Source organism: Pantoea sp. Ep11b (assembly GCF_040783975.1).
GTDB lineage: Bacteria > Pseudomonadota > Gammaproteobacteria > Enterobacterales > Enterobacteriaceae > Pantoea.
Genome location: NZ_CP160631.1, coordinates 2,175,670 through 2,202,509 on the forward strand (window position 1 = coordinate 2,175,670; position 26,840 = coordinate 2,202,509).

At 55.4% G+C, this 26,840-nt stretch carries 26 protein-coding genes; 18 read left to right on the forward strand and 8 right to left on the reverse strand.

The window, feature by feature from the left end; translation table 11 throughout:
* Window positions 1-21: 21 nt before the first annotated feature.
* Window positions 22-2,286 (reverse strand): catalase HPII, encoded by a 2,265-nt coding sequence (gene katE, locus AB1748_RS10345; protein ID WP_293769885.1) that lies wholly within the window; start codon window positions 2,284-2,286, stop codon window positions 22-24.
* A gap of 371 nt (window positions 2,287-2,657) precedes the next feature.
* Between katE and zinT the strand changes: the two genes are divergently transcribed.
* Entirely contained in the window at window positions 2,658-3,326 is a 669-nt protein-coding gene (zinT, locus tag AB1748_RS10350; RefSeq protein ID WP_367395452.1) for a metal-binding protein ZinT, read from the forward strand.
* Window positions 3,327-3,646: 320 nt separating this feature from the next.
* Window positions 3,647-4,654 carry a UV damage endonuclease UvsE gene (locus AB1748_RS10355; RefSeq protein WP_367395453.1) on the forward strand — a complete coding sequence of 336 codons (1,008 nt, stop codon included), beginning with the start codon at window positions 3,647-3,649 and terminating at the stop codon, window positions 4,652-4,654.
* On the opposite strand, the gene AB1748_RS10360 is transcribed toward AB1748_RS10355, so the two are convergent.
* The 3 genes from AB1748_RS10360 to AB1748_RS10370 form a co-directional block, all read right to left on the reverse strand.
* Window positions 4,647-5,510: a glucose 1-dehydrogenase gene (locus AB1748_RS10360; protein ID WP_111142011.1), complete on the reverse strand. Its 864-nt coding sequence runs from the start codon at window positions 5,508-5,510 to the stop codon at window positions 4,647-4,649. The two genes, AB1748_RS10355 and AB1748_RS10360, sit on opposite strands and share 8 nt — an antisense overlap.
* Before the next feature lie 63 nt (window positions 5,511-5,573).
* Complete coding sequence (locus AB1748_RS10365; RefSeq protein WP_111142010.1) at window positions 5,574-6,422, reverse strand: manganese catalase family protein; 849 nt, start codon at window positions 6,420-6,422, stop codon at window positions 5,574-5,576.
* A gap of 287 nt (window positions 6,423-6,709) precedes the next feature.
* Entirely contained in the window at window positions 6,710-6,967 is a 258-nt protein-coding gene (locus tag AB1748_RS10370; RefSeq protein ID WP_293769892.1) for a biofilm development regulator YmgB/AriR family protein, read from the reverse strand.
* A 530-nt stretch (window positions 6,968-7,497) separates the two neighbouring features.
* Between AB1748_RS10370 and AB1748_RS10375 the strand changes: the two genes are divergently transcribed.
* Window positions 7,498-7,722, forward strand: coding sequence for a hypothetical protein (locus AB1748_RS10375; protein WP_111142008.1), 225 nt, complete (start codon window positions 7,498-7,500; stop codon window positions 7,720-7,722).
* Window positions 7,723-7,815: 93 nt separating this feature from the next.
* Here the strand turns inward: AB1748_RS10375 and AB1748_RS10380 are convergent, their stop codons facing one another.
* Window positions 7,816-8,067, reverse strand: coding sequence for a hypothetical protein (locus AB1748_RS10380; protein WP_111142007.1), 252 nt, complete (start codon window positions 8,065-8,067; stop codon window positions 7,816-7,818).
* A gap of 337 nt (window positions 8,068-8,404) precedes the next feature.
* On the opposite strand from AB1748_RS10380, the gene umuD reads away from it, so the two are divergent.
* Window positions 8,405-8,824 carry a translesion error-prone DNA polymerase V autoproteolytic subunit gene (gene umuD / locus AB1748_RS10385; protein ID WP_367395454.1) on the forward strand — a complete coding sequence of 140 codons (420 nt, stop codon included), beginning with the start codon at window positions 8,405-8,407 and terminating at the stop codon, window positions 8,822-8,824.
* Window positions 8,825-8,940: 116 nt separating this feature from the next.
* Here the strand turns inward: umuD and AB1748_RS10390 are convergent, their stop codons facing one another.
* A complete protein-coding gene (locus tag AB1748_RS10390) occupies window positions 8,941-9,867 on the reverse strand; it encodes a LysR family transcriptional regulator (RefSeq protein ID WP_367395455.1) in 927 nt (308 codons plus the stop codon).
* A gap of 159 nt (window positions 9,868-10,026) precedes the next feature.
* Here AB1748_RS10390 and AB1748_RS10395 point away from each other — a divergent pair, with 159 nt between their 5' ends.
* From AB1748_RS10395 to AB1748_RS10450, 12 genes are all read left to right on the forward strand, one after another.
* On the forward strand, window positions 10,027-11,115 hold the full coding sequence (locus AB1748_RS10395; RefSeq protein ID WP_367395456.1) for a 4-oxalomesaconate tautomerase: 1,089 nt from the start codon (window positions 10,027-10,029) through the stop codon (window positions 11,113-11,115).
* Window positions 11,116-11,196: 81 nt separating this feature from the next.
* The gene (locus tag AB1748_RS10400) at window positions 11,197-12,438 is read left to right on the forward strand and encodes an MFS transporter (RefSeq protein ID WP_367395457.1); all 1,242 of its coding nucleotides are present in this window, start codon (window positions 11,197-11,199) and stop codon (window positions 12,436-12,438) included.
* A 79-nt stretch (window positions 12,439-12,517) separates the two neighbouring features.
* Window positions 12,518-13,381 (forward strand): fumarylacetoacetate hydrolase family protein, encoded by an 864-nt coding sequence (locus tag AB1748_RS10405; protein ID WP_367395458.1) that lies wholly within the window; start codon window positions 12,518-12,520, stop codon window positions 13,379-13,381.
* 50 nt (window positions 13,382-13,431) lie between these two features.
* Window positions 13,432-14,505, forward strand: a complete 1,074-nt coding sequence (gene citC / locus AB1748_RS10410) for a [citrate (pro-3S)-lyase] ligase (protein WP_367395459.1) — start codon at window positions 13,432-13,434, stop codon at window positions 14,503-14,505.
* A 25-nt stretch (window positions 14,506-14,530) separates the two neighbouring features.
* Window positions 14,531-14,821, forward strand: a complete 291-nt coding sequence (gene citD / locus AB1748_RS10415) for a citrate lyase acyl carrier protein (RefSeq protein WP_367396339.1) — start codon at window positions 14,531-14,533, stop codon at window positions 14,819-14,821.
* The gene (citE, locus tag AB1748_RS10420; RefSeq protein WP_367396340.1) at window positions 14,821-15,696 is read left to right on the forward strand and encodes a citrate (pro-3S)-lyase subunit beta; all 876 of its coding nucleotides are present in this window, start codon (window positions 14,821-14,823) and stop codon (window positions 15,694-15,696) included. The genes citD and citE overlap by 1 nt, the downstream gene beginning before the upstream one ends.
* A gap of 32 nt (window positions 15,697-15,728) precedes the next feature.
* Complete coding sequence (citF, locus tag AB1748_RS10425; RefSeq protein WP_367395460.1) at window positions 15,729-17,249, forward strand: citrate lyase subunit alpha; 1,521 nt, start codon at window positions 15,729-15,731, stop codon at window positions 17,247-17,249.
* 26 nt (window positions 17,250-17,275) lie between these two features.
* Complete coding sequence (citX, locus tag AB1748_RS10430) at window positions 17,276-17,794, forward strand: citrate lyase holo-[acyl-carrier protein] synthase (protein WP_367396341.1); 519 nt, start codon at window positions 17,276-17,278, stop codon at window positions 17,792-17,794.
* Window positions 17,769-18,641, forward strand: a complete 873-nt coding sequence (gene citG, locus AB1748_RS10435; RefSeq protein ID WP_367395461.1) for a triphosphoribosyl-dephospho-CoA synthase CitG — start codon at window positions 17,769-17,771, stop codon at window positions 18,639-18,641. The genes citX and citG overlap by 26 nt, the downstream gene beginning before the upstream one ends.
* A gap of 29 nt (window positions 18,642-18,670) precedes the next feature.
* On the forward strand, window positions 18,671-19,240 hold the full coding sequence (locus tag AB1748_RS10440; protein ID WP_367395462.1) for an RBBP9/YdeN family alpha/beta hydrolase: 570 nt from the start codon (window positions 18,671-18,673) through the stop codon (window positions 19,238-19,240).
* A 54-nt stretch (window positions 19,241-19,294) separates the two neighbouring features.
* Window positions 19,295-21,904 carry a bifunctional aconitate hydratase 2/2-methylisocitrate dehydratase gene (locus tag AB1748_RS10445; RefSeq protein ID WP_367395463.1) on the forward strand — a complete coding sequence of 870 codons (2,610 nt, stop codon included), beginning with the start codon at window positions 19,295-19,297 and terminating at the stop codon, window positions 21,902-21,904.
* 103 nt (window positions 21,905-22,007) lie between these two features.
* The gene (locus tag AB1748_RS10450) at window positions 22,008-23,441 is read left to right on the forward strand and encodes an anion permease (RefSeq protein ID WP_367395464.1); all 1,434 of its coding nucleotides are present in this window, start codon (window positions 22,008-22,010) and stop codon (window positions 23,439-23,441) included.
* 48 nt (window positions 23,442-23,489) lie between these two features.
* Here AB1748_RS10450 and umuC read toward each other — a convergent pair whose 3' ends face one another.
* On the reverse strand, window positions 23,490-24,752 hold the full coding sequence (umuC, locus tag AB1748_RS10455) for a translesion error-prone DNA polymerase V subunit UmuC (RefSeq protein WP_367395465.1): 1,263 nt from the start codon (window positions 24,750-24,752) through the stop codon (window positions 23,490-23,492).
* 376 nt (window positions 24,753-25,128) lie between these two features.
* Between umuC and AB1748_RS10460 the strand changes: the two genes are divergently transcribed.
* A complete protein-coding gene (locus AB1748_RS10460) occupies window positions 25,129-25,404 on the forward strand; it encodes a hypothetical protein (RefSeq protein WP_367395466.1) in 276 nt (91 codons plus the stop codon).
* A 197-nt stretch (window positions 25,405-25,601) separates the two neighbouring features.
* Window positions 25,602-26,216 carry a TetR/AcrR family transcriptional regulator gene (locus tag AB1748_RS10465; protein WP_293769910.1) on the forward strand — a complete coding sequence of 205 codons (615 nt, stop codon included), beginning with the start codon at window positions 25,602-25,604 and terminating at the stop codon, window positions 26,214-26,216.
* 233 nt (window positions 26,217-26,449) lie between these two features.
* Here the strand turns inward: AB1748_RS10465 and ycgZ are convergent, their stop codons facing one another.
* Window positions 26,450-26,689 carry a regulatory protein YcgZ gene (gene ycgZ / locus AB1748_RS10470; protein WP_111141149.1) on the reverse strand — a complete coding sequence of 80 codons (240 nt, stop codon included), beginning with the start codon at window positions 26,687-26,689 and terminating at the stop codon, window positions 26,450-26,452.
* Window positions 26,690-26,840 lie beyond the last annotated feature (151 nt).

The window sequence follows — 26,840 nt, forward strand, 5'->3', positions numbered from 1 at the left end:
GTTTTTCTTTGACGCAATCTGTCAGGCCGGAACCGACTGCGCCTTCTGGCTGCGTGACCAGACGCGGTGCGCCTTCATCGCCTGCGTAAACGCAGACATCAGCGCGCGCTCTGCCGAATCACCTTCCACGATCCCCTCTTCCTGATCGCCATCGTTGAGGCCGAACTGCGCTTTAAAGCGGCGTGCGTCGCCCACCAGGCCGATCACCTTGAGATGCTTGTAGGCTTCCAGCAGGAAGTAACGGGCATCGCCGCTTAACAGCAGGGCGTCGATATTGCCATCCGGCACGATCGCGGCATCAAAGGTCAGTGACGGCAGACCGGCGAAGGTTGCATCCACCGGCAGCACTGACCCATCATCGGCCCGCACCTGACCCATGTGCGGCGCCAGCAGCTTAGCGTGGACGCCTTCCGCCTTCAGCGCCTGCAGGATGGCCAGCACATCTGCGGCTTTCACGCCGTCGCTGAGCAGCAGCGCCACCTGGCGGCCTTTGATCTCTCCGCCCGGCACGGCGTAGAGACTCAGGCTCTCATCCTGAGTCAGGCCGTTCACCGCCGCAGGCGGCTGAATGTTGCGCTGCTCGTCGGTCAGCGCGATACCCAGGTTATCCGCCACGCCCTGCGCCAGTTTCAGGTCGATGCGCGCCAGATGGTCCACGACACGCTCGCGAATATAGGCTCGGCCCACTTTACTTAACTCAAACGAGTAGGCCCCGATGATGTGCTGCTGCTCGAACGCCGTCTGGCTGTTCCAGAACAGGCGCGGCTGGGCGTAGTATTCACCGAACGACGGGCTGCGCTCACGCACCTTATGGCCTTCCACACGCTCCTGATAGCTCTCGAAGCCGCCGCCTTTCGCCGCCGGTGGGGTTTCACGCGGCCAGTTATCGTTGATGGAGTTCGGCTCGTAGTTCGCCGGATTGGTATCGATATCCTGACGATGCATCCCCTGACGCTGGAAGTTGTGGTAAGGGCAGGTTGGACGGTTGATCGGGATCTCATGGAAGTTCGGCCCGCCCAGGCGGCTGATCTGCGTGTCGGTGTAAGAGAAGAGACGACCCTGCAGCAGCGGATCGTTGGAGAAGTCCAGACCGGGCACGATATGGCCCGGATGGAACGCCACCTGCTCGGTTTCCGCAAAGAAGTTGTCCGGGTTGCGGTTAAGCACCATCCTGCCAACGATCTCTACCGGCACCAGCGCTTCCGGGATCAGCTTGGTAGCATCGAGAATATCGAAGTCATATTTGAACTCATCCTCTTCCGGGATCAGCTGCAGGCCCAGCTCATATTCCGGGAAATCACCGGCTTCGATCGCTTCCCAGAGGTCGCGACGGTGGAAATCGGGATCGCGACCGGTGAGTTTCTGCGACTCATCCCACAGCAGCGAGGCTTTACCGGCCACCGGCTTCCAGTGGAAGCGGACAAAGGTAGCTTTGCCTTCGGCGTTGATCAGACGGAAGGTGTGGATACCAAAGCCTTCCATGGTGCGGTAGCTGCGCGGGATGCCACGGTCAGACATCGCCCAGATCACGTTGTGCATGGTTTCCGGCTGCAGAGAGACGTAGTCCCAGAAGGTGTCATGGGCGCTCTGGCCCTGTGGGATCTCGTTGTGCGGTTCCGGCTTAACGGCATGCACGAAGTCAGGGAATTTATGCGCATCCTGAATAAAGAAGACCGGCGTGTTGTTGCCGACCAGATCGAAAACGCCCTCTTCGGTGTAGAACTTGGCGGCAAAACCGCGAATATCACGCACGGTATCCGCGGAACCGGCACCGCCCTGAACCGTGGAGAAACGGACAAACACGGGGGTAATCTGCTCCGGGTCGCTGAGGAACTGCGCTTTGGTCAGATCTTTCAGTGAGCGGTAAGGCTGGAAATAGCCATGGGCGGCCGATCCGCGGGCGTGGACGATACGCTCGGGGATACGCTCGTGGTCAAAGTGCGTGATTTTCTCGCGCAGAATAAAGTCTTCCAGCAGCGTCGGACCGCGCGACCCGGCGGTCAGGGAGTTCTGATCGTTGGCGATGCGCGTACCCTGATTGGTGGTCAGGGCCTGATGGGTGCCGTTTTTACGGCTGGCTTCAAGCTGGTCGAGTTTGGCGTTGTGTGTCTGCGGAGCTTTCAGGCTGCCTGGTGCGGTAGGCTGTTTGCCGGGCGGTGTCGGTTCAGCGGGTGGCTGATGTGAACCATCTTTGGGTGCCAGCGATCCCAGACCCGGCTCTGAGGATTCGGGACCGGTGGTGGGCGCACGTTCGCTCAGGGGTTTCTTCTCTGTATCTTTCGACATTAATCCATGCTCCAGCGGTTATTTAACTTTCAACGACACTAAATATAGAACAACCTGAACAATCGTGAGGGTTAACCGGCCATTTAACCGCCGCACACGTTCCTTTTTTATCCGGACAGAAACCGCCGCTTATCTCTGCACCTCTCCTGTCGCTACGCTTATCGATGCCCGAACCGTCTGGCTTAGCGGCGGGTCAGGCCGCGCCCGCCATACGAATAATCCGGTCTGCTGACGTTCCGGCGTTGTCCGCCAGCAGGTCAGCGCAGAGGCCGGAAAGGGCTGAAAATGGTTAAACAAAATTAACGTCACAGCCGGAAACTTTTCGTTGAGTTTGGAAATGTTATATCATAACATTTTGCGCAATTGTAACGATGAGTGAGGATGGGGTTGTGGCAAATCTGACAGGTCAGTGGATTAGGGTCATCGGGGCGCTGTTAATCAGCCAGCAGGCGCTGGCGCACGGCACGCATACGCATGGAAAACCGCTCTCTGCGATGGAGCAGAAGGCGGCAGAAGGCGTTTTTGCTGACAGCGATGTGAAAGATCGTCCGCTCTCTGACTGGGACGGACTGTGGCAGTCGGTCTATCCGCTGCTGCAGAGCGGAGAGCTGGACCCGGTCTGGCAGAAGAAAGCGCAGCAGACGCCCGGTAAAACGGCAGAGGAGATTAAAGCCTATTACCGCAAAGGCTACGCCACTAACGTTACGACGATCGGCATCGAAAACGGTGTCATGGAGTTTCACGTCGGGGAGCAGGTCAGCGCCTGTCACTACCGCTACGCGGGCCATAAAATTCTGACCTATACGTCAGGCAAAAAAGGGGTGCGTTACCTGTTTGAGTGCCAGGATGCGGACAGCAAAGCGCCCAGATATGTGCAGTTCAGCGACCACACCATCGGCCCGCGCAAGTCTGCGCATTTCCATATCTTTATGGGCAACGTGTCGCAGCAGGCTCTGCTGACGGAGATGGAGAACTGGCCGACCTGGTACCCTTATCAGATGACCAATGCGCAGGTCGTGGAGGAGATGCTGCATCACTGAGCAGGGCAGCGGCCCGACCAATCCGTGCAACACGGCGGGTTAAGCGTGGCCGGGCGCGGCTTTCTCACGATCCTGATCGGGTACGCTTTGCGGCCCGGTCAGCCGTCAGAAAGGTTTCCACACACTTTCCAGACCGGAGGGTCCGGCCCGACGCGATTGCCGCACACTGGGGCGGGCAGCCGCTTCGCCCGCGCCGCGCCGGCACGTCTCACCCTGTATAAGTACGCCTCCTGCGGCTATTCCGCTCAACGCCGTGGCTCACGACTGGCTGGTCGCCAGCGGCCTGTTACACTTCTGATAAGCATAAATCAGGAGCAGACATGAAATTAGGCTTCGCATGTAAGTATCTTAACCCCGAGGGGAAACAGTTTTTTCCGTTTCGCGCGACCACCCGTAAACGCTTTCTGAGTTTATCGCACGACGAACGCTACCAGCTGCTGTATGAGATCACCGTAACCAATCTCAATCATCTCTTCCTGACGCTGGAGCAGCTGGCGACGTTGCCGCCGTCACTCAGGATGATGCGTATCGGCAGCGACCTGCTGCCCCTCTACACGGTGCCCGAAGCCGCACCGCTGTTTGCTGAATTTCTGCCGGCGCTCTATTCGCAGTTTGCCCGCTGTGGCGAGCTGGCGCGGGCGCACCAGATCCGGCTCTCATTCCATCCGGGGCAGTATACCGTGCTGGCCTCCGACAACCCTGATGTGGTGACGCGGGCGCTGGAGGATGTGGAGTATCACACTCTCTGCGCCTGCCTGATGGGCTACGGTAAAACCTTCCAGGATTTTAAAATTAACATCCATATGAATGGCAAGGCGGGCTTCGACGGCTTTAAGCAGTCGTTTAACCGGCTCAGCCCGGAAGCGCGGCTGATGCTGACGGTGGAAAACGATGAAATCTCCTGCTCGCTGGATGATGTGCTGCAGGCGGCCCCGCTCTGTCCGGTAGTGCTGGATATCCATCACCACTGGGTAAAAGAGAGCGAATTTATCCAGCCCGATGATGCGCGTGTGGCGAGCGTCATCGACTCCTGGCGCGGCGTCCGGCCGGTGCTGCACTATTCGATTTCGCAGGAGGGGATTATTCCGGCGCAGGGCTGGCCCGATCAGCAGCAGCTGGGGGTGAGCAAAAGCAAACTGCGGGCGCACTCCGACTATTTCTTTAATCCGACGCTGAATGCGTGGGCGCTGTCGTTCCGGGATTTCGACATCATGTGTGAAGTGAAAATGAAGAATCTGGCGCGGGAGCCGCTCTACCAGTGGGGAATAGCGCAGCAGCTGGTGGCCGATCCGCAGGCGGAATCGGCCGGGGAACAGCCGGTTAAATAATGGCAACGCCGCCCGTCACGGCGATGGTGGCCCCTGAAATGTAGCTGGCCTCATCGCTGGCCAGCATCACATAGGTGGGTGCCAGTTCCGCAGGCTGACCGGCACGCTGCAGCGGCACTTCGCTGCCGAAATTTTTCACCTGTTCAACCGGCATGGTTGACGGGATCAGCGGCGTCCAGATCGGGCCAGGCGCGACCGCATTGGCCCGGATACCTTTTTCAGCCAGCAGGGCCGCCAGGCCGCCGGAGAAGTTTACAATCGCGGCTTTGGTGGCGGAGTAGGCGAGCAGCTTTGGTTTCGGCTGGTCGGCATTGATTGAGGCGGTATTAATGATCGAGCCGCCTGCTGGCATATGCCGCGTGGCCGCTTTACTGAGGTAGAACATCGCATAGAGGTTGGTCTTCATCGTCCGATCGAACTCATCATCGCTGATTGCATCCAGCGATTCGCGCGTCATCTGATAGGCCGCGTTGTTCACCAGAATATGGATTTCGCCAAACGCCTCGACGGCCTGGTCAACCAGCGCGTTGCAGTGTGACGCCTCGGTAATGTCGCCAGGCACCAGCAGCGCCTTCCGGCCCGCCGCCTCCACCAGCCGGGCAGTATCCTGCGCATCCTCATGCTCATCAAGATAAGAGATCAGCACATCGGCACCCTCGCGGGCAAACGCAATGGCGACCGCCCGGCCGATGCCGGAGTCGCCGCCGGTAATAATCGCTTTTTTACCCGCCAGCCGGCCTGAACCCTGATAGCTCTCTTCACCGTGGTCGGGCTGAGGCTGCATCGCGGCCGTGCTGCCAGGCCAGCTCTGCTGCTGCTCTGCGAAAGGGGGCTGTGGACGCTGAGTGGATGACATGACGTTTCCTCCATAAAAGACAGGGTAATCCGGTCCGGGCATCAGGCCCGGACCGGAGAGCGATCAGGGTTTCGGCGGGGTGATGCCGTCAATCTGCTCGGACTGAGCGCCGGAGCCGGGACGGGCATTACCCAGCAGCGGCTCGTCGCCCAGAATATCGGGCTGCTGTTTCGCGCTGAAGTGACCCCGGCCATCGTAAGCCGGGCCGCTGCTCCAGCGGCCTTCCGGCAGCGGCTTATCCAGCGAGGTGTTCAGGCAGTAATAGGCGTGCTCCTGCGCCTCATGCTCCTGCGGGAAGCTGTTCGGGATCGGCAGCGAGGCGTTCAGGCCACCCATCTCTTCGATGACGGCCAGCCACTGCTGCTGGTGCAGGGTGTCACGGGCGATCAGGAAGGAGAGGAAATCCTTCATGCCCTTATCTTCGGTCATATTGTAGAGCCGGGTCGCCAGCACGCGGCCCGTCGCTTCTGCGGTAACGTTCGCCAGCATGTCGGCGGCCACGTTGCCGGAGGCGTAGATATGGCTCATATCAAACGGCATGCCGTTGGCGTTCACCGGCATCGCCGCCAGTCCCGAGGAGAGGATATGGCGCGGATTCATGCCGCCCAGAATGGCGTTGACCACCGGATCTTTCGCCGACGCTTCCTGATAAGAGAGCGGGGCGCCTTCAAGGTTGAGTGCCACGGCGTAGCCCAGCATTTCGATATGGCTCAGCTCTTCCGTCGCGGTCGAGATCAGCAGATCGCGGATCCGGACATCGCCGCGAGCGCCCATCGCCTGGAAAAAATATTGCATCGCTACACGAATCTCACCCTCGACGCCGCCGATGGCCTGCTGAAGCAGCATGGCAAACTCAGGATCGGGCTTTTCTACACGAACCGGGAATTGAAGTTTTGATGAATGATGAAACATGATTATTTTCCTCGTCTGTGTTTGCAGGGGATGCAGAAAAAGCCTGGACACAGATAACGGATAAATAAAGCGGAACGAGAGCAATTAACCGGGATTGATGGTGAAATAATCGGCAAAAAAGCGTTTAAGCGGAGCGATATATGGCTGACTGGGTGGCCTCAGATCGGTGCTGAGAAGGGGCAGGCGTTGCGCAGGGCAGAAATAAAAAAGCCCCAAAAAATGGGGCCGATTCCGGTCGGGAAATGCATCCATGCTAATTCGCGTTCCCTCATAACAGACACAGGTTATCAGCTGTCGCTGGTCACCGACGCGCGCTGCAGAACATGCTCAAGCGCCTGACGGTAGATATCCTGTTTCATCACATCACGCTCGCTCTCCAGGTGGTTTATCAGGCCCAGCACGAGATCTTTATCGGAGACGTGGGCTTTTGCGCGAGCAAGTTCGGCATGGACGGCAGTAATCACCTGCTGTTCCGTGCTCAGCGCGGTACCAGAGTTCATGAAGTAATCAGAAATCTGAGACTCTGTATTCATCGTTGTTTGCATGGTCAGGCCTCATAAGAAATTGGGGGAGATTGCGGTCCGCTTAGCGGCTGACGCAAAAAAAATTGCATCTGAAGGTGGAAATCCACAACACCTTCAGATGCGGTGCAATGCACCTTTCGTTACAAGTGATTTAATATCACGAGGTAAAGTTATACAAGAATGGCAAACTTGTACAATAAAATTTGACAAAAAGGCACTGGTCGGTGGTGTATTTTAAATGCACCTTTAATTTGATGCTGGCGTTATTGCCACGAAGCCATAAAATACAAGGCGTTAGGTTTTGCTTACGGCAGTGGGGTGGGTTCACAGCCTGACGATGAAAAATGTCTTCCTGCTACAGCAGGGAGCTGAATCGCCCGTCTGAGTGCGGTCATCAGCAAAACCTGTACAGGTTTCAGCGCGGAAAATGTGCAGCGTCACGTCGGGCTGTCGCCATATTGTCCGTCGGAGAAGTGACACAGCATAATTCACTTCACACCGCCGGTTCAGACAGCTAAGGTTGACCCCTTATCCATTACAAGGAAATGATCATGGTCCACGACTATTTCGCGATCCCCGCTGCGGGTATCACCCAGGAACAACATAAACGCGCGGTCGCTGTCGCGGCGGCGCTCTCTGTCGCAAAAGAGTCCGTCAGCGCCTCGACCTCCGCAACCGGTTCGAAGGCCTCCTGGGATCTGCAGGCTGTGGCGAATGAAATAGCGAATCTGGCTGATGCGATTCAGGATGCGCTGGAAAGCGACAGCGGGGTATAAAGCCGGAGGTGCACCAGAGAGGGTGGCCGCCAGCCGGAGCAGCGTTCAGCCGCGTCGATAAAATCCGGCAGGCGGGCGCTGCCGGAAGGGCATTTATTCCATGCCGGGAGGCTCATACTTAATATACTGCCGCAGGGCATCATGGATGGCCTGATTATTCCCTTCCTCCAGCCCGCGCTCAGCATATTCCTTTGCCAGTGCCGCCAGCACATCGTCAAATTTCCCTTTGTAGTTGAGATTATTCAGCGCGATTTGCTGGCCCAGTATCGCTTTTAATACCGTGGTCTCCACCGTTAACTGCGCTACCGTCTCTTCCAGCTTTCTGATGCGATCGTCGTCTGCCATAACTCCTCCATGCCTGAAAAAAAGCAGAATAACCCGCTCACCGGTCATATTCAAACGCCAGACCGGACCAGACAGCGGATGTCAGATTTTCCTTAAGTCAGAATAATTCACGGCGTAATTTATAAGTGGCATTACTGTAAGCCGATGACGGAAATATTTCACTGCTGCGCTGAAAGTAACCCGTTTTTGTTTACTATCCCGGCAATGAAAAAAGGGCGATAAAAAAAAGTGCTGGGCCATCAGACGTTTTACTTAAAAAAGGGCCATATCACTTGATTAAAAGGGGGAATAGCTATTACTGTAATTATATACAGTAATCTGAAAAAGGAGTGAAATTGTGGAATTCATTAAACCTGCGGACATTCGCGCTATCCTGCCTTTGCCGCTCTATATCGAACGTGTCCCCTGTGGCTTTCCTTCTCCGGCACAGGATTATGTTGAACAGCGCATCGATCTGAATGCGCTGATGGTTCAGCATCCCAGCGCCACCTATTTTGTCCGCGTCAGCGGCGAGTCGATGATTGAGGCGGGCATTAACGATGGCGATATGCTGGTGGTCGACAGTTCCCTTACTGCCGCCCACGGCGATATTGTGGTCGCCGCCGTCGACGGAGAGTTCACCGTTAAGCGTCTTCAGCTTCACCCCTGCCTGCAACTGATGCCCATGAATACCAAATTCAAACCGATCGCTATCCGCACTGAAGATGTGCTGGAGGTGTTTGGTGTCGTCACCTTTGTGATTAAAGCGACGCATTAACACAGTGCGTATGGCTTAACTGAAAGCTGCTGACCTGCCGATGAGCATGACATTAACACAGGCTCACCGGCAGGGCTGTCTGTCCGACAGCGGGTCAGGGGGCGTACATAACCGGATCAGGTCGTGAACTGACCAATCCATGGACTGCTGGCTTCCTGCGACCAGAGCTGCAGCAACTGCTCTCTGAATTTCTCAGCGGCCGGACTGAGGGCGGTTTCCCGCCGCTGCACCAGCCCCAGCGTGCGCCGGATAACTGGCTCAACCAGTGGACGGCTGACCAGAATGTGATGCTCATTCACGGGCATCGCCAGATTCGGCACCACCGCCACACCCAGGCCTGCTTCCACCATGCCCAGTGAGGTGGAGAGATGTCTGACCTCATAAAACCAGTCTGGCTTAAACGCGACACTCTCCAGCGCCTCATCGATCAGGGACCGGTTTCCGCTGGATCGCCGCACCCCAATCAGCCTTAAACCTGCCAGATCATCCCACATGACCAGCGGTTTCTGCGCCAGCGGATGATCGCGACGACAGGCCAGAACAAAGGGTTCATTTACGAGAGGAGTAAAATCGATATTGGGATGTGTGATGTTAATCATATTTATGCCGAAATCTGCATCGCCATTTAGCACCGCTTCGAGACAGTCGCTGGCGCTGTGCTCAAGGATCCGGATACGAATGTGGGGATAGCGATTGTTATAATCTTTGATCGCAGCGGGCAGAAAGTAAAATGCGGCCGTAGGCAGACAGGAGAGGGTAACCAGACCGCGCTGGTGGGTTGCCATTTCGCGGATATTCAGAATAGAACTTTCATATAAGTCGATTAAATTCTTTGCTTTAGGCAAAAACTCCCGGCCAACAGCGGTCAGTTTTATATTTCGTGTCGATCGCTCAAATAATATTATCCCGAGACTTTCTTCGAGTTTTTTTATTCTGCGTGTTAATGCAGGTTGTGAAATGTGAAGAAAATTAGATGCGCGTGTAAAACATCCGATTTCTGCAACCTTAACAAATGCCTGAATGCCCTGAAGTTCGTGCTGCATTAATGCCGAAATCCTGTGGTGATTATGATGCAATTACCCTAACGCACCCTTTATTAATACGCAAAGCGTATTAATGCTGTGAATTTTGACATTAGCGTTAATAACCGCGCTATGGAATCTTGTTGCGGCTGTCATCATCATAAGAAATGAGAAAACAACATGCTGAAAATTCCTTGCGTATTAATGCGTGGCGGTACCTCAAAAGGCCCCGTTATTCTGGCCAGCGACCTGCCGGTTAATACTGCGGCGCGCGATGCGGTGCTACTGGGGCTGATGGGCGCAGGTCATGAACTTGAAATTGATGGGATTGGTGGGGGAAGCCCGCAGACCAGCAAAGTTGCCATCGTCAGCCCGTCGACCAGCCCGGACGCCGATGTCGACTATCTGTTCGTCCAGGTCATGGTCAACGAGCGACGCGTGGATACCACCCCTAACTGCGGCAACATGCTCTGTGCAGTGGGACCTTTCGCTATTGAAAAGGGGCTCGTCCGCGCAACCGGGCCTGTCACCATGGTGCGTATTCGTAACCTCAACACCGGCACACTGGTTGACGCAGAAGTGCAGACGCCGGAGGGGGTTGTGCGTTATGAAGGCGACACGCACATCGATGGTGTGCCGGGCACCGCGGCTCCGCTGGCGCTGACATTCCTGAATTCAGCTGGCTGTAAAACCGGTCAGCTGCTGCCAACCGGCAACGTCATCGATCGTATCGATGGCACAGAGGTAACCTGCATTGATATGGCGATGCCGATGGTGCTTATCGATGCGGCACAGCTGGGAAAATCGGGTGATGAAAGACCGGCTGAACTGGAGGCTGACCGCGCATTTATGACGCGTCTGGAGCATCTCCGCCGTCAGGCTGGCAGGGCGATGGGATTGGGTGATGTTTCAGATAAAGTGATCCCTAAACCCGTGCTGCTGAGCAGACCCCGCGCTGGCGGCACGATTAATGTTCGTTACTTTATGCCGCACGCCTGCCACCGATCGCTGGCAATTACCGGTTCCATTGGTATTGCGACGGCCACCCGAATTAAAGGCTCAGTGGCGTGGAAAATTATTTCAGGCCAGCCTGAAATCGCCTCTGCCCCTGTGATTAATATCGAGCATCCCGGCGGGAAAATTTCCGTTTCTCTCACCAACGACAGCAATGAAATTGAAAAGACACGGGCCGCCGTTATCAGGACCTGCCGGAAACTTTTTGAAGGCGAGGTTTGTGTGCCGGACGTGGTCATCTCCGAAGCTGTTTAATTCTGTCACGCGATTAAAAGAAAAAGGCTTAGCTCATGCGGGCTGCAACTCTCTGGACCCTGAAATAATATCGAGGACGTTATGACTAAAACGAAAAACAAGGAAAACAACGCTGCGAGCGAGGTTAACGCTGGGGCGTATATTCGTATTATTCTGGCACTGGCTTTATCCGGACTGGCTGAACTGGCCTCTCTTTTCTTTATTCAGCCACTGCTTCCGGTGCTGGCTATTGAATATGAGGTGCCTGTCAGCCAGGTCAGTATTATTCTCTCCGCCGAAACGGCAATGCTGGCAATAGGGCTGCTATTCACCGGCACGTTATCCGATCACTATGGCAGAAAGCGATTAATTATCGTGTCGCTGCTGCTGGGCGGCGTACTGACGATCCTTTGCCCGCTGGCGAATTCCTGGGCGCTGTTAGTAACTCTGCGGGCCGTAATCGGTCTTTCACTCAGCGGTATTGCAGCGGCGGCAACCGCCTATATCAGTGAAGAAGTAGCCCCTGTTGTGGCGGGGATTGTTACCGGCTATTTTGTTTTTGGTAATTCGATGGGCGGCATGTCAGGACGTATCATTGCCAGCCAGTTAATTGACTATGTTTCCATCAATACCATCTTCTATGGATTTGCCGTCAGCCTGATCCTTGTGGCGATTCTGGTCAAATTCCTGCTGCCCGCCTCCAGAAACTTTAAACCGACGGAAAACCTGAACGTGCTGTGTGTGGTTAAGGGCGCGGCCGCGCATTTTAAAAACAGACATCTCTCCCTGGTATTTGTTATCAGCTTCATCATATTTGGCGTGTTTACGTCGCTTTATAACTATCTGGCTTTCTTTCTTAAAGGCGAACCTTTTAATATCTCTCATGCCAACGCAGGGCTGATTTCATTCAGTTTTGCCCTGAGTTTCTTTACCGCGCCTCAGGCAGGTCGGCTGGCCGAGAAATATGGCAGTATGAACGTGCTCAGAACACTTTTCGCTATTATGGCGCTGGGAATGCTGCTGACACTGGTTAATCAGGTGGTGATATTTATTGTCGGTGCCGTGATTTTCACTGCCTGTTTCTTTGGCTGTCACGCCATTGGTCTGCGCTGGGTCAGTAAAAATGCCACCCATGCACGCGGTCAGGCGGTCGCGCTCTATCTGTTTTTTTATTACATGGGCGGTTCGCTGATTGGTTTTATTAACGGCTTTGTATTTCATGCCACAGGCTGGCATGGCATGACGGGCTTTATCATTGCGCTGCTGGTGGTGGCGGCCATTGTCGCAACCTCTTTATCCGGCAGTGAACAGAAAAGGCCGATGGCCGTGGCCCCGATGAAATAAATGTCAGGCTACTTCATGTTCACGCGCTGTCAGGTAGCGTGAATCCCGACAGATTTAAACAGATGAAACAGGTTCTATTATGAAATTAGCCAGCTACAGCCATAAAGGGCGTAAAAGCTACGGTATTTTTACAGACAACGGAATTATAGATCTGGAAAGTAAAATCGGTCAGACCTATCCCGATCTGAAAAATTTACTACAGCAGGATGCCATAGAGATAGCCAGACGTTATCAAAATAACCCGATCGATCTCATGGCCAGCGAGATTGTCTTTTTACCCGTCATTGAAGCACCGGGAAAAATATTCTGCGTGGGAATGAATTATGCGGAAAAACGCAGAGAGTTTTCTGAGACCTGCGATGCGCCGACGCTGTTTGTTCGTTTCCCTGACTCCCAGACCGGCCATGGCACACCGGTTGTCAAACCGGCGTTATCCAACGAATTTGATTATGAAGGCGAGCTGGCGGTCATTATCGGTAAGCCCGGCTTCAATATCGCAGTGAGCGACGCCATGCAGCATGTTGCAGGCTACAGCTGCTACATGGATGGATCCGTGCGGGACTGGCAACACGCCTGGTTTACCGCCGGAAAAAACTGGCCGCATACAGGCGCTTTTGGACCCAGCATGACCACCGTGGATGAAATCCCGGATCCTCACGCGCTGTCGATTCAGACCTGGCTGAATGGACGGATGGTCCAGAATGACTCCACCGCAAACATGATCCACAAAGTAGCCGACCTGATCAGCTACATCACCACCTTCACTTCGCTCAGTGCCGGTGATGTCATTATCACCGGTTCCCCTGGCGGAGTCGGTAAAAAGCGCACGCCGCCACTTTTCATGTACGAAGGCGACCAGGTGGATGTCGTGATTGAACATATCGGGCACTTATCCAACATCGTTGTGGAGTCTGACGCCCGGCATCAGTTGCTGGCGTCATAACCTGGCAAAGCAGGATGGCATGTGACCCCTCAATTTTCAGGAGAAGCCAGATGTATAGCGATCAGGCGCTGACGTTTGAAACGATGGATACGCATAACGTGGCGCGACGGGAAGAGGTGGCTCGTTTTCTTACGAGTAATGGGTTAGGCATTGACGATGATATTGAACAGTTCGTTGTGGCTCGCTGCCACCGGGATCTGGTGGCCTGTGCCGGAATTGCGGGGAATACGCTGAAATGCATCGCGGTGGAAACGGGCTGGCGCAGAACCTCTCTGGGTCTGAAGGTCATTCATGAGGCGGAGGTGCAGGCTATTCAGAATGGCGAACACCAGCTGTTTCTCCTGACCACGCCGGACAATGTGAAGGCGTTCCGGGGATGCGGATTTTACCCACTGGTGACGCTTGATCATCGCGCCACACTGATGGAGAACACGCCTGTAGGTATCCAGCATTACTGCCGAAAGTTGCGCGCTCATCATCGGGTGATGGCCGCCAATGTGGGCGGAATTGTGATGAACGCTAATCCCTTTACCTCAGGCCATCTCTACCTGATTGAGCAGGCCGCAAAGGCCTGCGACTGGCTTCACGTCTTTGTTGTCGGGGAGGATTTGTCGGCTTTCTCTTTTCAGGATCGCTTCGCGATGGTTAAAGAGGGGGCGCGCCATTTAAAAACGGTCACCGTTCATCCCGGCTCCCGGTATATTATTTCGCGCGGTACATTTCCGGGCTATTTTCTGAAAGAGAAACAAATCGTTAATGAAGTTTATGCCGCAATCGATTTAATTCTTTTTCGCCAGTATATCGCTCCGGCCTTAAATATCCGGCAACGCTTTGTAGGCACCGAGCCTTTCTGCAAAGTTACTGCGCAATATAATCGTGCAATGCATCACTGGCTGGAGGACGAAACCATCATGACAGACGCAGCGGTCAGGGTAAATGAGATCCCCCGGATAACGGATGAAAATAATCTGCCGATATCCGCCTCTGCGGTAAGGCGGGCACTGAAAAAAAATGACCTCAATACGGTTAAGCGAATGGTTCCGGCCACCACGATGCCTTATTTAATCCGCTGGCTGTCACATCATTTATTTACGGAGTCCGACTGCGGCCTGGCGAATGTCTGACCCTTTTGTTATTCAGGAAATTAAAATGAAAATAGTTAAAGCGGCCATAGCCGGCACGCTGGAATCCAGCGATCTGGTTGTTAAAGTCAGCCCCGGCGATGAGGGTCTGGATATTATTATTCACAGCGAGGTTTACAAACAGTTCGGGGAGCAGATTACGGCGGTTGTTAAAGAAACGCTTTCTGCTTTTGATATCACGCAGGGCGAAATTATTGTCGAAGACAAAGGGGCGCTGGATTGTGTCATCCGGGCCAGAGTGCAGGCGGCGATATTACGCGGAACAGCGAGTGAAACCATAGCGTGGGAAAAACTATGATGAAGAAATTACGTCGCAGTATGCTTTTTTTACCCGGTTCAAGTGCCGCAATGCTCTCAACGGCCTTTATTTATCGCCCCGACTCCATCATGTTTGATCTGGAGGATGCCGTTTCATTAAAAGAAAAAGACAGTGCGCGACTGCTGGTATTTCATGCATTGCAGCATCCTGCTTATAAAGATATCGAAACGGTCGTCAGGATTAATCCTCTTAATACCCCTTTCGGATTGAAAGATGTTGAGGCGGCCGTGCGGGCGGGCGTGGATGTTATTCGCTTACCGAAAACGGATACGCCGGAGGATATTTATCAGCTGGAAAGCGAAATGGCCCGTATTGAGGCGGCGTGTGGCCGCCCGGTGGGGTCAACACGGCTGATGGCGGCGATTGAATCGGCTGTCGGAGTCATTAACGCGGTGGCGATCGCTCAATCATCTCCGCGCTTAATGGGAATTGCGCTGGCGGCCTTTGATTACGTGATGGATATGCAGACGGAACGGGGCGACGGCACTGAGCTCTTCTATGCGCGCTGCGCGGTTTTACATGCCGCGCGTGCCGCAGGAATCGATGCTTTTGATGTGGTGTATGCCGACATTGATGACGAAGCGGGCTTTTTAAAAGAGGTGGATCTGATAAAGCGGATGGGCTTCAACGGTAAATCGCTGATCAACCCCCGGCAGATTGAGATCTTACACAACGCCTATGCGCCCACCCAGGAGGAGGTCGACTACGCGGAGCGCGTGATCGCCGCGGCTGAAGAGGGGGATCGTCAGGGGCTTGGTGTGATTTCGCTGAATGGAAAAATGATTGATGCGCCCATCATTAATCATGCTCGTGTCGTGATTGAACGTAAAAACGCCTCCGGCGTTCGTCAATAGCGTTATTTTGCCCAGAACAACAGGATTTAACGATGAGCCATTTAACCGAAGCACTCCAGACTCTGTCCGGCCACGCCCGTCACTATGAACCCTTCAGTGGTGCCAATACCCGGACACCCTATCTCGCTGACATCCGGGAAAAATATCAGCGCAAACTTTTCAGTAGTCTCGACGACGTTCTGGCTCGTTGCGCACTGCGTGATGGTATGACGATCTCCTTTCATCACGCCTTCCGCGAAGGTGACAAAGTCATCAACTACGTTATGGCTGCGCTGGCAGAAAAAGGCCTGAAGGATCTGACGCTGGCATCAAGCTCGCTGATGACCTGCAACGCGCCGCTGATAGAACATATAAAAGCTGGCGTCATTCGCAAAATTTACACCTCCGGTATGCGGGGCGAGCTGGCTGAGGCGATTTCGCACGGGCTGATGGCTGAGCCGGTCGAGATCCATTCTCATGGCGGCAGAGTTAATCTGATTGAAAAGGGCGAAATTTCCATTGATGTCGCCTTCCTGGCCGTCTCCTGCTGCGATGCGTATGGCAACGCCAGCGGCACTGGCGGCAGATCCCGCTGCGGTTCGCTGGGATATGCGATGGTGGATGCACACTATGCCCGAAAGGTGGTGCTGCTGACCGAGAGCATTGAACCCTTTCCTTACCTGCCCGCCAGTCTGATTCAGGATCAGGTGGACTACATCGTCAGAATCGACAGCGTGGGCGATCCGGCAAAAATCAGTGTAGGTGCCGCGCGTGTCACCAGTAACCCGCGGGAGCTGATGATTGCCCGTGCGGCTGCAGATGTGATTGAGCACTCCGGTTTCTTCGTCGACGGGTTTTCTATCCAGACGGGGTCAGGGGCCGCTTCGACGGCCTGCACCCGTTTTCTGGAGTCACGCATGCGCAAACAGAACATTGTCGCCAGTTTTGCCCTTGGGGGCATTACCGGCAGCCTGGTGGATCTGCATGAAAAAGGGCTGATTAAAAAACTGCTGGATACGCAAAGTTTCGACGGCGTCGCCGCGGCATCGCTGGCGACAAACCCGAATCACGTTGAGATCTCAACCAGCGTCTATGCCAATCCCGCCGCGAAAGCAGCCTGCTGCGATCGGGTTGATATCGTCATCCTCAGTGCGCTGGAGATCGATACCGATTTTAATGTCAACGTGCTGACCGGCTCTGACGGAGTGATGCGTGGGGCCTCCGGCGGGCATTGCGATGTCGCCGCCGCCGCGAATTTAACCATCGTTGTTGCGCCGCTTATCCGCAGCCGTATTCCTACCGTTGTCCGAGAGGTTACTACGCGAGTCACGCCAGGTGAGAGCGTCGACGTGCTGGTTACCGACCAGGGCATTGCGGTGAATCCTGCACGACCAGAGGTAAAAGCACGCCTGATGGCTGCCGGTCTGCCGGTGGTCGATATAGAGACGCTTTATCAGAAAACCCGGCTTATTTCGGGTGAGCCGAAGCCGATTGCATTTACGTCGCGCATCGTTGGCGTTGTGCGCTATCGCGATGGCAGCGTCATTGATGTGGTCCGGCAGGTGAAAGAGTGAGCGCGTCAGTGACCGCCGCCTCCTGCATGAGTCTGACGCTGGAGGATGTGCTGGAAGCCAGAGAGACGCGGGCGCGGGCCCAGCAGGCGTGGCTGGGCCGCTACGGGCAGTCGATCGTTTCTGCGACCCTCGTCTGGCCGGGAGAGATCAAGGACTCGCTGATGGCCAGACGGGTAATGGCAGAGGCGAATAACGCGATTGACCAGGCGCTGCGGACCCATCACTGGCGGGTGGCCGCTCACGAAATCACCTTCCTCTGCACGGGACCGGAGGCGCGCTGGTCCATCTCCTCACCCGCCTGGATGATTAAGCATGTTATGGCCCATCTGGAGGATACCCATCCTCTTGGACGTCTGTGGGACATCGATGTGTTCTGTCCCACGGCAGGCTTGATCAAGCGCAGCGCGATCCATCAGCCGATGCGCAGGTGTTTCATCTGTCATGAGCCCGCCCATGTCTGTTCGCGGATGCGTCGCCACCCGCAGAACGAACTGGCTCAGCTCATCGAGGAGTTAACCAATGACTATTTCAGTCGTCCGCGTTGATGCCGATCGGGCCAGAAGCATCGCCTGGCTGGCCGCAGAGGCGATGTACAAAGAGGTGAAGTTAACGCCTAAGCCCGGTCTGGTGGATAGTGAAAACAGTGGGGCGCACAGTGACATGACCCTTATGCACTTTATGGCCAGTCTGCGCGCCATCTCACCCTGGTTTCCCCGTTTTTACGTGCAGGGGATAACCACGGCTGGTTTGCCCGCTCCCCGGACGTTACAGGCGATAAGGTCAACGGGGCTGGCCTGCGAGCAGGCGATGTTTAAAGCCACCGGCGGCATCAACACGCACAAAGGCGGCATCTTTTCTCTGGGCTTGCTGTGTGCCGCCGCGGGCCGGCTTGAGGCAGGCCGGATCAGGCTCAGTCAGCAGAACCTCTGTCGTGAAGTTCGCGCGATGTGCAAAGGCCTAGTTGACCGGGAGCTCAGCAGAAGCCGCGCAGCCAGAACAAAAGGTGAACAAATCTTTCAGGTTTGCGGACTCACGGGCGCGCGCGGTGAAGCCGAAACGGGCTTTGAGACTGTCAGACGATATGGTTTGCCGCAATGGGAAAAGGCTCTGGGTGAGGGGCGCTCTGAAGAGGAGGCCCTGCTGACGATGCTGCTGGCCTTAATGGCCGCCAATCCCGACACTAACCTGGTTTCACGAGGGGGACTGGATGGCCTGAGATATGCGCAGCGCTACGCGGCGCGGCTCACGAAAATAGAAAACCTGTCCGGCAGCAGACTCAGCCAGGCGCTGACAAAGATGAACGCCGCCTTTATTAAAAAAGATCTGAGTCCGGGCGGTAGCGCGGATCTGCTGGCAGTGGGATGGGTCCTTTCCCATTACCCGACGCGCTGACACGGCGTCAACATGGAGAGTGAAACGACATGACGACACAACGGCTGGAACAGTTGAGTGAGATGTTCACGGTTATTCTGGTGCCAGGCCTGAGAGACAGTGACGAACATCACTGGCAGAGTTGCTGGAGTCGGCGTTTTCCTCTCTGGAAGCGGATCCGTCAGCGAAACTGGCGGGATCCGGATATTGACGGCTGGATTTCGGCTATCCGTCGGGAAGACTTTACCTGTCAGCGTCCGGCCATTCTGGTCGGGCACAGTTTCGGGGCCCTTGCCGCGTGTCGTCTGGTGCAGACGCAGACGTTGCCTGTGGCCGGTCTGGTGCTGGTCGCTCCTGCCGAACCCTCTCTTTTCGAACTGGAGGATCGGGTTCTGCCGCGGACGCTTCCCACGCACAGCATTATGTTCGTCAGCCATAACGATCCGCTGATGTCTTTCAAACGCGCGCAATTCTGGTCTGAATGCTGGGGGGCGCGCCTTATCGATATCGGTGACGCCGGACATATCAATACCGCAGCCGGATTTGGCGAGTGGGAGTATGGTCTGGCACAGCTTGCCGACTTCGGCGAGAGCCTGGCCTGGACGCAAAGAGAGAATTGAGCCGTTTTTACTGTAACCGCTACTGAAGTCAATCATGTCTGTTTCGGAGAAACCATGTCAGAAAACGATAATAAAAATGCGCAGGAACGCGCTTTAAAAAATATTCCTCCTGAGCCCCTGAATAGAGAGCAAACGCAGGCGTTAATAGCCTCGCTGAACACAGCAACGGGAGAAGATAAAAACAGGCTGATTCATCAGTTAGCCCATTGCGTGCCGCCGGGTGTCGATCCGGCCGCAGAGATTAAAGCGGCATTTCTTTATCAGCAAATTGAAAAGGGCAGGCAGGCCGGTATTCTCCCTCCCCGGCAGGCGATTGAACTGCTGGGCACCATGCAGGGGGGATATAATATTCAGCCGCTGATCGATCTGCTGGATGATCCGCAGTGGGCGGACTGTGCGGCGGAACAGCTCAGTCACACCATCCTGATCTTTGAGAAATTCAGCGAAGTCGCCGGAAAAGCCCGGCAGGGAAATCCTCAGGCGCAAAAAGTGATGAACGCCTGGGCCGAAGGAGTCTGGTTTACGCGCCGTCCGGCCCTTCCGGATGTCATCACGCTCACTGTCTTCAGAGTGACCGGAGAAACGACGACCGACGATCTCTCACCGGCGCCTGAGGCGTGGTCGCGCCCCGATATTCCTCTGCATGCGCTCTCTATGCTCAGCCAGCCGCGCGACGGCGTGGAGCCGGATGAGCCCGGCAGCCGGGGACCGATCCGCCAGCTGGCAACGCTCAGAAGCGCGGGCTATCCACTGGTTTACGTCGGGGATGTGGTGGGAACCGGATCGTCACGCAAATCGGCAACCAATTCGCTTCTGTGGCATATCGGCAGCGATATTCCCTGGGTGCCGGGCAAACGTAGCGGCGGCTTTGTCTTTGGAGGAAAGATTGCCCCGATATTTTTTAACACGCTGGAAGATTCTGGCGCGCTACCCGTCGAGATGGATGTCTCGGGGCTGGAAACCGGGATGCAGATCGACCTTTACCCCAGCCGGGGCGAGGTGCGTGACAGCCTGAGCCAGCGGCTGATTACCCGATTCGCGCTGAAAACCGCCGTGCTGCTGGATGAAGTCCGCGCCGGAGGACGTATTCCGCTGATCATTGGCCGCAGCCTGACAGCGAAAGCGCGTGAGGCGCTGGGACTGCCTGCCTCTGAACTTTTCCGGCAGCCTGACGCACCCGCCCCTTCCGCCGCGGGCTTTACTCTGGCGCAGAAAATCGTGGGCAGGGCGTGCGGTGTTACAGGTATCCGGCCTGGCCAGTATTGTGAACCAGTCGTCTCCACGGTCGGCTCCCAGGATACGACCGGTGGCATGACGCGCGACGAGCTGACCGATCTCGCCTGTCTGCGCTTTTCTGCCGACCTGTTTATGCAATCGTTCTGCCATACTTCCGCTTACCCGAAACCGGTTGATGTGAAGCTGCACGAAACGCTGCCTGATTTCGTTACCCGGCGCAATGGTGTCACGCTCAGGCCAGGCGATGGCATCATTCACTCCTGGCTTAATCGTATGCTAATCCCGGATACGGTCGGAACCGGTGCCGATTCCCACACCCGTTTCCCGCTGGGGATTTCGTTTCCCGGCGGTTCAGGGCTGGTGGCCTTCGCCGCGGCAACCGGTATCATGCCGCTGGATATGCCGGAGTCAGTGCTGGTGCGTTTTACCGGTCACATGCAGAAAGGGATCACCCTGCGTGACCTGGTTCACGCGATCCCGCTCTATGCCATCAGACAGGGGCTACTGACCGTCGAGAAGAAAAATAAGGTCAACATCTTCTCCGGGCGAATCCTGGAAATCGAAGGGCTGCGCGGGCTAAAAGCAGAACAGGCGTTTGAGCTGGCAGATGCCTCCGCTGAACGCTCTGCGGCGGCCTGTGTCCTGCGTCTTGAGGAGGAAAACGTTGCCGACTATCTGCGATCTAATATCGCGCTGCTGCGCTGGATGATCGATCAGGGATACCAGCATGCGCCAGCGCTGGCACGACGCATAGCTGCTATGGAGGCATGGCTGGCTGATCCGTCGCTGCTGACGGCTGATGAGGATGCGGAATATGCGGCGGTGATTGAGATCGATCTGACAGAAATCACCGAACCGATTGTCTGTGTGCCGAATGACCCGGATGATGCCCGCCTGCTTTCCGACGTGGCTGGTTCGCCGGTTGACGAAGTGTTTGTCGGCTCCTGCATGACAAACATTGGTCATTTTCGCGCCGTCGGCCATCTCTTATCGGATGTCACGGATCTCCCCACCCGGTTCTGGCTGGCTCCGCCGACAAAAATGGATGCGCAGCAGCTCGCCAGCGAGGGTTACTTTAATCGGTTTATCCAGGCTGGGGCCAGGATAGAACCTGCCGGATGTTCTCTTTGCATGGGCAACCAGGCGAGAGTACGGCCGGGAAGTTATACGGTGTCCACTTCAACTCGCAATTTCCCACATCGTCTGGGCACGGGTGCACACGTTTATCTGGCGTCGGCGGAGCTGAGCGCCGTAGCGGCGATCCTCGGGAAAATGCCCACGGCAGAGGAGTATCTGCGGTACATGGAAAAAATGAACGGCAGCGACGACGAAATATATCGCTACCTCAGTTTTGATCGGTTATCGCACTATCAGCCAGAGCATGATGAAAATAAGCTGATTAAACGCTTTTCCGGCCTGGCCCTTTAATCACCGACTCTTAACCCGTTCAGCGTCAGCCACACTCCTGTTCAGCAGAAGTGATTCTGATGGTTCTGCTCAAAACAGAGCGTGTGGCTGACTGGGGGGATATATGCTGACAGCAAAGAATGTAAAAATTGCGTTTCTTGTTTTCATTATTGCGTTACCCATCATCTTTCCTCCACCAGCGGGGCTGACGAAGGAAGCGGCAATAATCACGGGCATTTACCTCGCGGCGATTGCCGGGCTGGTGAGCAAGCCTTACCCTGAGCCGGTCATTATGCTGCTGGCAGTGGCATTATCCTGCTGTGTCATCGCCCGGTTTGACAATTCGCCCGTGAAGTCGCTGGATCTCCTGAGCGGCTACGCTTCCGGCACAACCTGGCTGGTATTCAGTGCCTTTACCCTCAGCGCGGCTTTTGTGACAACCGGATTAGGCAAGCGTCTGGCGTACGGTTTTATTCTGAAGTTCGGCTCGACTACCCTGCGGCTCGGCTACGTCACCGCGCTGCTGGATCTGATGCTCTCTCCGGCTACACCCTCTAACACCGCACGCGCGGGCGGGGTGGTTTTCCCCATCATCAACAGCATTGCTCTGGTGCTGGGCTCAACGCCGGATGAGACGCCGTGCAAAGCCGGGCGGTTCCTGATGGTTAATGTCTACATGGTCACCAAAACCACCAGCTACATGTTTTTGACGGCATTTGCCGGAAATGCCTTAGCCCTTCAGCTGATGTCTGACATTTTTCACATTCAGATTAGCTGGGCTGGCTGGGCACTGGCTGGCGTGCCGCTGGGGTTGTTAATGCTGGCGCTGATCCCCTGCATGACTTACAGGCTGGTGCGCCCGGAGCCAGAAAAATTAGATAACGTTAAAATCGGGGCGGAGGGACTGAAGGCGCTGGGGCCTGTCAGCTCAAAAGAGAAGGCGTTGATCGTGATTTTTCTCGCTGCGCTGCTGGGGTGGATTTTTTCTCACGATCTGGGATTAAACGAATCCGCTGTGGCGGTTATCGCGATGGTGGCTGCACTTCTGTTTAATATCATCAGCTGGAATGATGTGCTGCAGAACAGGGGCGGCTGGAATACGCTGATCTGGTATGGCGGGATTATCGGACTCAGTGCGACGCTCAGCAAAGAGGGCGTATTCAGCTGGCTGGCGAAGGCCATGTCGGCGCACCTCACGTTTCTGGGATCGGGGAACAGCACGATAGTAATGATTGTCCTGCTGGGGCTGATGGTGCGCTATCTGTTTGCTTCGGGCGGTGCGTATGTGGCCGCTATGGTGCCGGTTCTGGCAACCGTAGGGCTGGTGGCCGGAACCGCACCGATGCTGCTGGCGCTGGCGATCCTGTTTTCTAACTCTTATGGCGGCAGTCTGACCCATTATGGCGGCGCGGCGGGCCCCATTATCTTTGCTGCCGGTTACAATGACATCAAATCGTGGTGGATGGCGGGCACCGCCATCACCCTGGTCACCTTTATCCTGCATATGACCCTTGGCCTTCCCTGGTGGCGCTTCCTCCTGCAGCACCACCTGCTGTAGAAGGGCATCGTTTAAGCAGGCCGGAGGCTGTGTCGCCAGCCCGGCCTTTCATCGGGCAACAGGCAGATCCTGATAGCGGGTGGTATAGGCCGGAGAGAGCATATCGCGCTTCATCGCCCAGGCCTTCTGGACACCCTGACCGGCAAACCACAGCTTCGCTTTGCCACTCTGGTTGAGGCCATCGACCACGCGCATCAGCGCCTCACTGTCAGGGCGGGGCTGAAACTCATCAAAAAGATTAAGCTGCGTCACGCCCTGGCTGTAGAAGTCACCCAGCGTGACGCCTGCCTTCATGTAGCGGCAGCCCTCCAGCCAGATACGATCCAGCGCCTCGATCGCCACGCGGATGATGTCGCGGGTATCACAGGTCGGAAACGGTAACTGCGCCATCGCCTGATTGCCATAAAAGGTTTCGCCCTCTGCATGCGGACTGGTGCGAACAAAGACGGTCACCTGGCGACAGTACTGGCCATCCTGACGAAGTTTCTCGGCTGCTCTTACCGCATAGTTGCAAACCGCTTCCCGCATATCAGCATAAGCCGTGATGCGCGTTGAAAAGGAGCGGGAGCACATGATCTGCTGTTTAGTGGGCGGACAGGTCTCCAGATCCAGGCACGACTCGCCGCGCAGCTCCCTGACAGTTCGCTCCAGCACGACATTGAAGTGTTTCCGGATCACCCACGTACTCTGTTCTGCTAAATCTTTTGCGGTCATGATGCCCATGGCATTCAGTTTCTGACTGATACGTCGACCTACGCCCCAGACATCCTCCACCGCTATCAGCGCCATCAGCTTCTTCTGGCGCTCCACATTCGAGAGGTCGACAACACCGCGCGTTTTTGACCATTTTTTGGCGGCATGATTAGCCAGTTTTGCCAGCGTTTTGGTTTGAGCAATGCCGACACCGACAGTCAGGTGGGTATCCTGCTTAATACGATTACGGATCTCGTGTCCGAACTCTTCCAGCTCACGGCAATGATGAACCCCGGTAAGATCGACAAAGGCCTCGTCGATTGAATAGATCTCAACAGCAGGGGAGATCGCCTCCAGCGTGGTCATTATCCGGTTACTCATATCAGCGTAGAGCGTGTAGTTAGAGCTGAACACATGCACATTGAGGCGCTGCAGCTCATCTTTTATTTTGAAATAGGGCGCACCCATTTTTATCCCGAGTTTCTTTGCCTCGGCGGAGCGGGAGATAACACAGCCATCGTTGTTACTCAAAATACAGACGGGCTGGCCTCTCAGATCGGGCCTGAAAATGGTTTCACACGAAGCATAGAAGGCGTTGACATCAACCAGGGCGAACATCAGCGACCTGCACACTGCGGCGGATAATTAACAACCTGCCGGTCTGTCGTGCAGTGACGGCCGGAGGCGTCAGCGCAAAGATGTTCGCCGCATAATGGCAGCAGAATAAGGTGAGATGTCGTGTATCTGAAAGAGAGCATAGCCAGGCCTTAATAGTAACTGTATATAAATACAGTATTACCGACCAGCCGTTTCGGTCAAGCAGGGAGAGACGATCGGGTTTTAGTTTCATGAAAATAAGGGGAACTGAGCGCTGACGGACGCCCGCATAAAAGCTTTTTTTAACACGCGTAAAAGGGTTCGGGCGGTTATGCTTTTTCTGATCCGATGAGCAGTTAATCATCGGGTTGTTAAGGACTTTAACCAGGTAGATATAATGAATTACACGCAGTTTGAAGCCCGCATGAGGCAATGGCCCGCCATCTCTTTTACCACCATCATCCTCTCCTGCCATCACCACAACTATGAGATCTACGCGATCGACGATAGCAGCACGGTAAAGACCCGGCTCTTTTTATGCCTGGCGGACAATGAAAATCATGCCAGCCTGTTAATTGAGCAATTTACTTTCTGGCTGATGAAAATCAACGCCGCGCAGCGCGCCCGGCAGGAAGAGAAGGCCAGCACAGCGGCACCGCTATTATCTGAATAAGTGCTGGCCGGGCGGCACCTGAGCTGCTGCCGGAGGAGGGGCAGAACCGGCTGATACGGGTGGCCGCAGAGAGCCTGGCCGATGAAGCATCGGGCGCAGATGACGCTCTGTCGCGCTGATCATCTATACTTGTTGCCCGTGCCTGGGATAGAATCCCTGTCGATTTTGACAGGATGCATGACCTCAGACCGGTAACGATGATCACGACAGCCACAGCGCATAAAAACAGAGAGCGGGGACGTCCCAGAGAGTTCGACATCGAACAGGCTCTGGATAACGCCATGACCGTTTTCCGGCAAAAAGGGTATCACGCCGCCTCGATAACCGATCTGGGTGAGGCAATGAACCTCTCCGCAGGTAGCATCTACAAAGCCTTTAAAGACAAACGTTCGCTGTTTCTGCTGGTGTTCGAGCGCTATCTGGCGCTACGTAACGCCGATCTGCGTCGTCGTCTGTCACACTGCGTAAGCGGACGGGAAAAAGTCACCGAACTGTTGCAGTTCTATCTGGATTCGGCCCGTGCGACAGAGGGACGGCGCGGCTGTCTGGTCGTCGCCAGCGCAATTGCGCTACAGACCCTGGATGAGGCGCTGGCGCAGCGCATTAACGAAGTGGTACAGCGTAATCAGCGCTTTCTGGTCACGCTGCTGGAGCTGGGACAGAAGGATGGTTCAATTGACAAGACGCTGGACAGCGAAGCAGCAGCCGGTCTGATCCTCTGTATCGCCTTTGGTATGCGGGTGGCAGGTAAGGTCAGTGATGTCACGAATGAGCAGGAGACACTGGCACTGGCACTGAAAGTACTGGGATAATCATGCTGCGCTCAGGCAGAATAGCGCGCCATGATCTGCGGCCCGTCACTTTCGCAACGGGCTTCTTCGCCAGCTTCCACACCGCATCCGTGCCTTACAACAGGTCGAAATGCTTCCGATCAGCCTGATCCGCCTGCAGGCTGATGACCCGTCAGGCCGCATGAGGCAGTCCACGCAAAATGATGTGAGGCTGGTGACGAAAAACGGAGCCGGCAGAGCAGAAAAGCGGTCGCTTAACGCCCGAACAGCAGGCTGATAAGCGTGCGATAATGGCGCTCTTCCTCTTCTGTCGACGCGGTTTCAAGCCGAAGCAGAAGTTTGGTGCAGATCGATTTGCGATTCACATTCAGTCCGGCATGCAGAATTTCAACCACCACCTGTCCCAGCGTCTCTTGCTGTGAAGGCAGGCTTGCCGCATTAAAATAACGGGCAATATCGTCTGCCGTCCGCGGCAGTCTCTGGTTCGGGTACATGGATTTTTTTCCTGAGAGGTGATGTAAAAACGTTCAGTCAGGCGCGAAGTTATACAAAAAACATTGGTCTGTACAGTTATTTCAGCGATGTCAGGATGATTTTTATTCATATCCGCCTGCCGGGTCAGCAAAACGGCAAAATCGGCAAGCG

What these genes read in the sequence shown, in the direction of transcription:
- katE (WP_293769885.1), bottom strand. Translation starts at nt 2,286, where the DNA reads ATGTCGAAAGATACAGAGAAGAAACCCCTGAGCGAACGTGCGCCCACC.
- zinT (WP_367395452.1), top strand. Translation starts at nt 2,658, where the DNA reads ATGAGTGAGGATGGGGTTGTGGCAAATCTGACAGGTCAGTGGATTAGG.
- AB1748_RS10355 (WP_367395453.1), top strand. Translation starts at nt 3,647, where the DNA reads ATGAAATTAGGCTTCGCATGTAAGTATCTTAACCCCGAGGGGAAACAG.
- AB1748_RS10360 (WP_111142011.1), bottom strand. Translation starts at nt 5,510, where the DNA reads ATGTCATCCACTCAGCGTCCACAGCCCCCTTTCGCAGAGCAGCAGCAG.
- AB1748_RS10365 (WP_111142010.1), bottom strand. Translation starts at nt 6,422, where the DNA reads ATGTTTCATCATTCATCAAAACTTCAATTCCCGGTTCGTGTAGAAAAG.
- AB1748_RS10370 (WP_293769892.1), bottom strand. Translation starts at nt 6,967, where the DNA reads ATGCAAACAACGATGAATACAGAGTCTCAGATTTCTGATTACTTCATG.
- AB1748_RS10375 (WP_111142008.1), top strand. Translation starts at nt 7,498, where the DNA reads ATGGTCCACGACTATTTCGCGATCCCCGCTGCGGGTATCACCCAGGAA.
- AB1748_RS10380 (WP_111142007.1), bottom strand. Translation starts at nt 8,067, where the DNA reads ATGGCAGACGACGATCGCATCAGAAAGCTGGAAGAGACGGTAGCGCAG.
- AB1748_RS10390 (WP_367395455.1), bottom strand. Translation starts at nt 9,867, where the DNA reads ATGCAGCACGAACTTCAGGGCATTCAGGCATTTGTTAAGGTTGCAGAA.
- AB1748_RS10395 (WP_367395456.1), top strand. Translation starts at nt 10,027, where the DNA reads ATGCTGAAAATTCCTTGCGTATTAATGCGTGGCGGTACCTCAAAAGGC.
- AB1748_RS10400 (WP_367395457.1), top strand. Translation starts at nt 11,197, where the DNA reads ATGACTAAAACGAAAAACAAGGAAAACAACGCTGCGAGCGAGGTTAAC.
- AB1748_RS10405 (WP_367395458.1), top strand. Translation starts at nt 12,518, where the DNA reads ATGAAATTAGCCAGCTACAGCCATAAAGGGCGTAAAAGCTACGGTATT.
- citC (WP_367395459.1), top strand. Translation starts at nt 13,432, where the DNA reads ATGTATAGCGATCAGGCGCTGACGTTTGAAACGATGGATACGCATAAC.
- citD (WP_367396339.1), top strand. Translation starts at nt 14,531, where the DNA reads ATGAAAATAGTTAAAGCGGCCATAGCCGGCACGCTGGAATCCAGCGAT.
- citE (WP_367396340.1), top strand. Translation starts at nt 14,821, where the DNA reads ATGAAGAAATTACGTCGCAGTATGCTTTTTTTACCCGGTTCAAGTGCC.
- citF (WP_367395460.1), top strand. Translation starts at nt 15,729, where the DNA reads ATGAGCCATTTAACCGAAGCACTCCAGACTCTGTCCGGCCACGCCCGT.
- citX (WP_367396341.1), top strand. Translation starts at nt 17,276, where the DNA reads ATGAGTCTGACGCTGGAGGATGTGCTGGAAGCCAGAGAGACGCGGGCG.
- citG (WP_367395461.1), top strand. Translation starts at nt 17,769, where the DNA reads ATGACTATTTCAGTCGTCCGCGTTGATGCCGATCGGGCCAGAAGCATC.
- AB1748_RS10440 (WP_367395462.1), top strand. Translation starts at nt 18,671, where the DNA reads ATGACGACACAACGGCTGGAACAGTTGAGTGAGATGTTCACGGTTATT.
- AB1748_RS10445 (WP_367395463.1), top strand. Translation starts at nt 19,295, where the DNA reads ATGTCAGAAAACGATAATAAAAATGCGCAGGAACGCGCTTTAAAAAAT.
- AB1748_RS10450 (WP_367395464.1), top strand. Translation starts at nt 22,008, where the DNA reads ATGCTGACAGCAAAGAATGTAAAAATTGCGTTTCTTGTTTTCATTATT.
- umuC (WP_367395465.1), bottom strand. Translation starts at nt 24,752, where the DNA reads ATGTTCGCCCTGGTTGATGTCAACGCCTTCTATGCTTCGTGTGAAACC.
- AB1748_RS10460 (WP_367395466.1), top strand. Translation starts at nt 25,129, where the DNA reads ATGAATTACACGCAGTTTGAAGCCCGCATGAGGCAATGGCCCGCCATC.
- AB1748_RS10465 (WP_293769910.1), top strand. Translation starts at nt 25,602, where the DNA reads ATGATCACGACAGCCACAGCGCATAAAAACAGAGAGCGGGGACGTCCC.
- ycgZ (WP_111141149.1), bottom strand. Translation starts at nt 26,689, where the DNA reads ATGTACCCGAACCAGAGACTGCCGCGGACGGCAGACGATATTGCCCGT.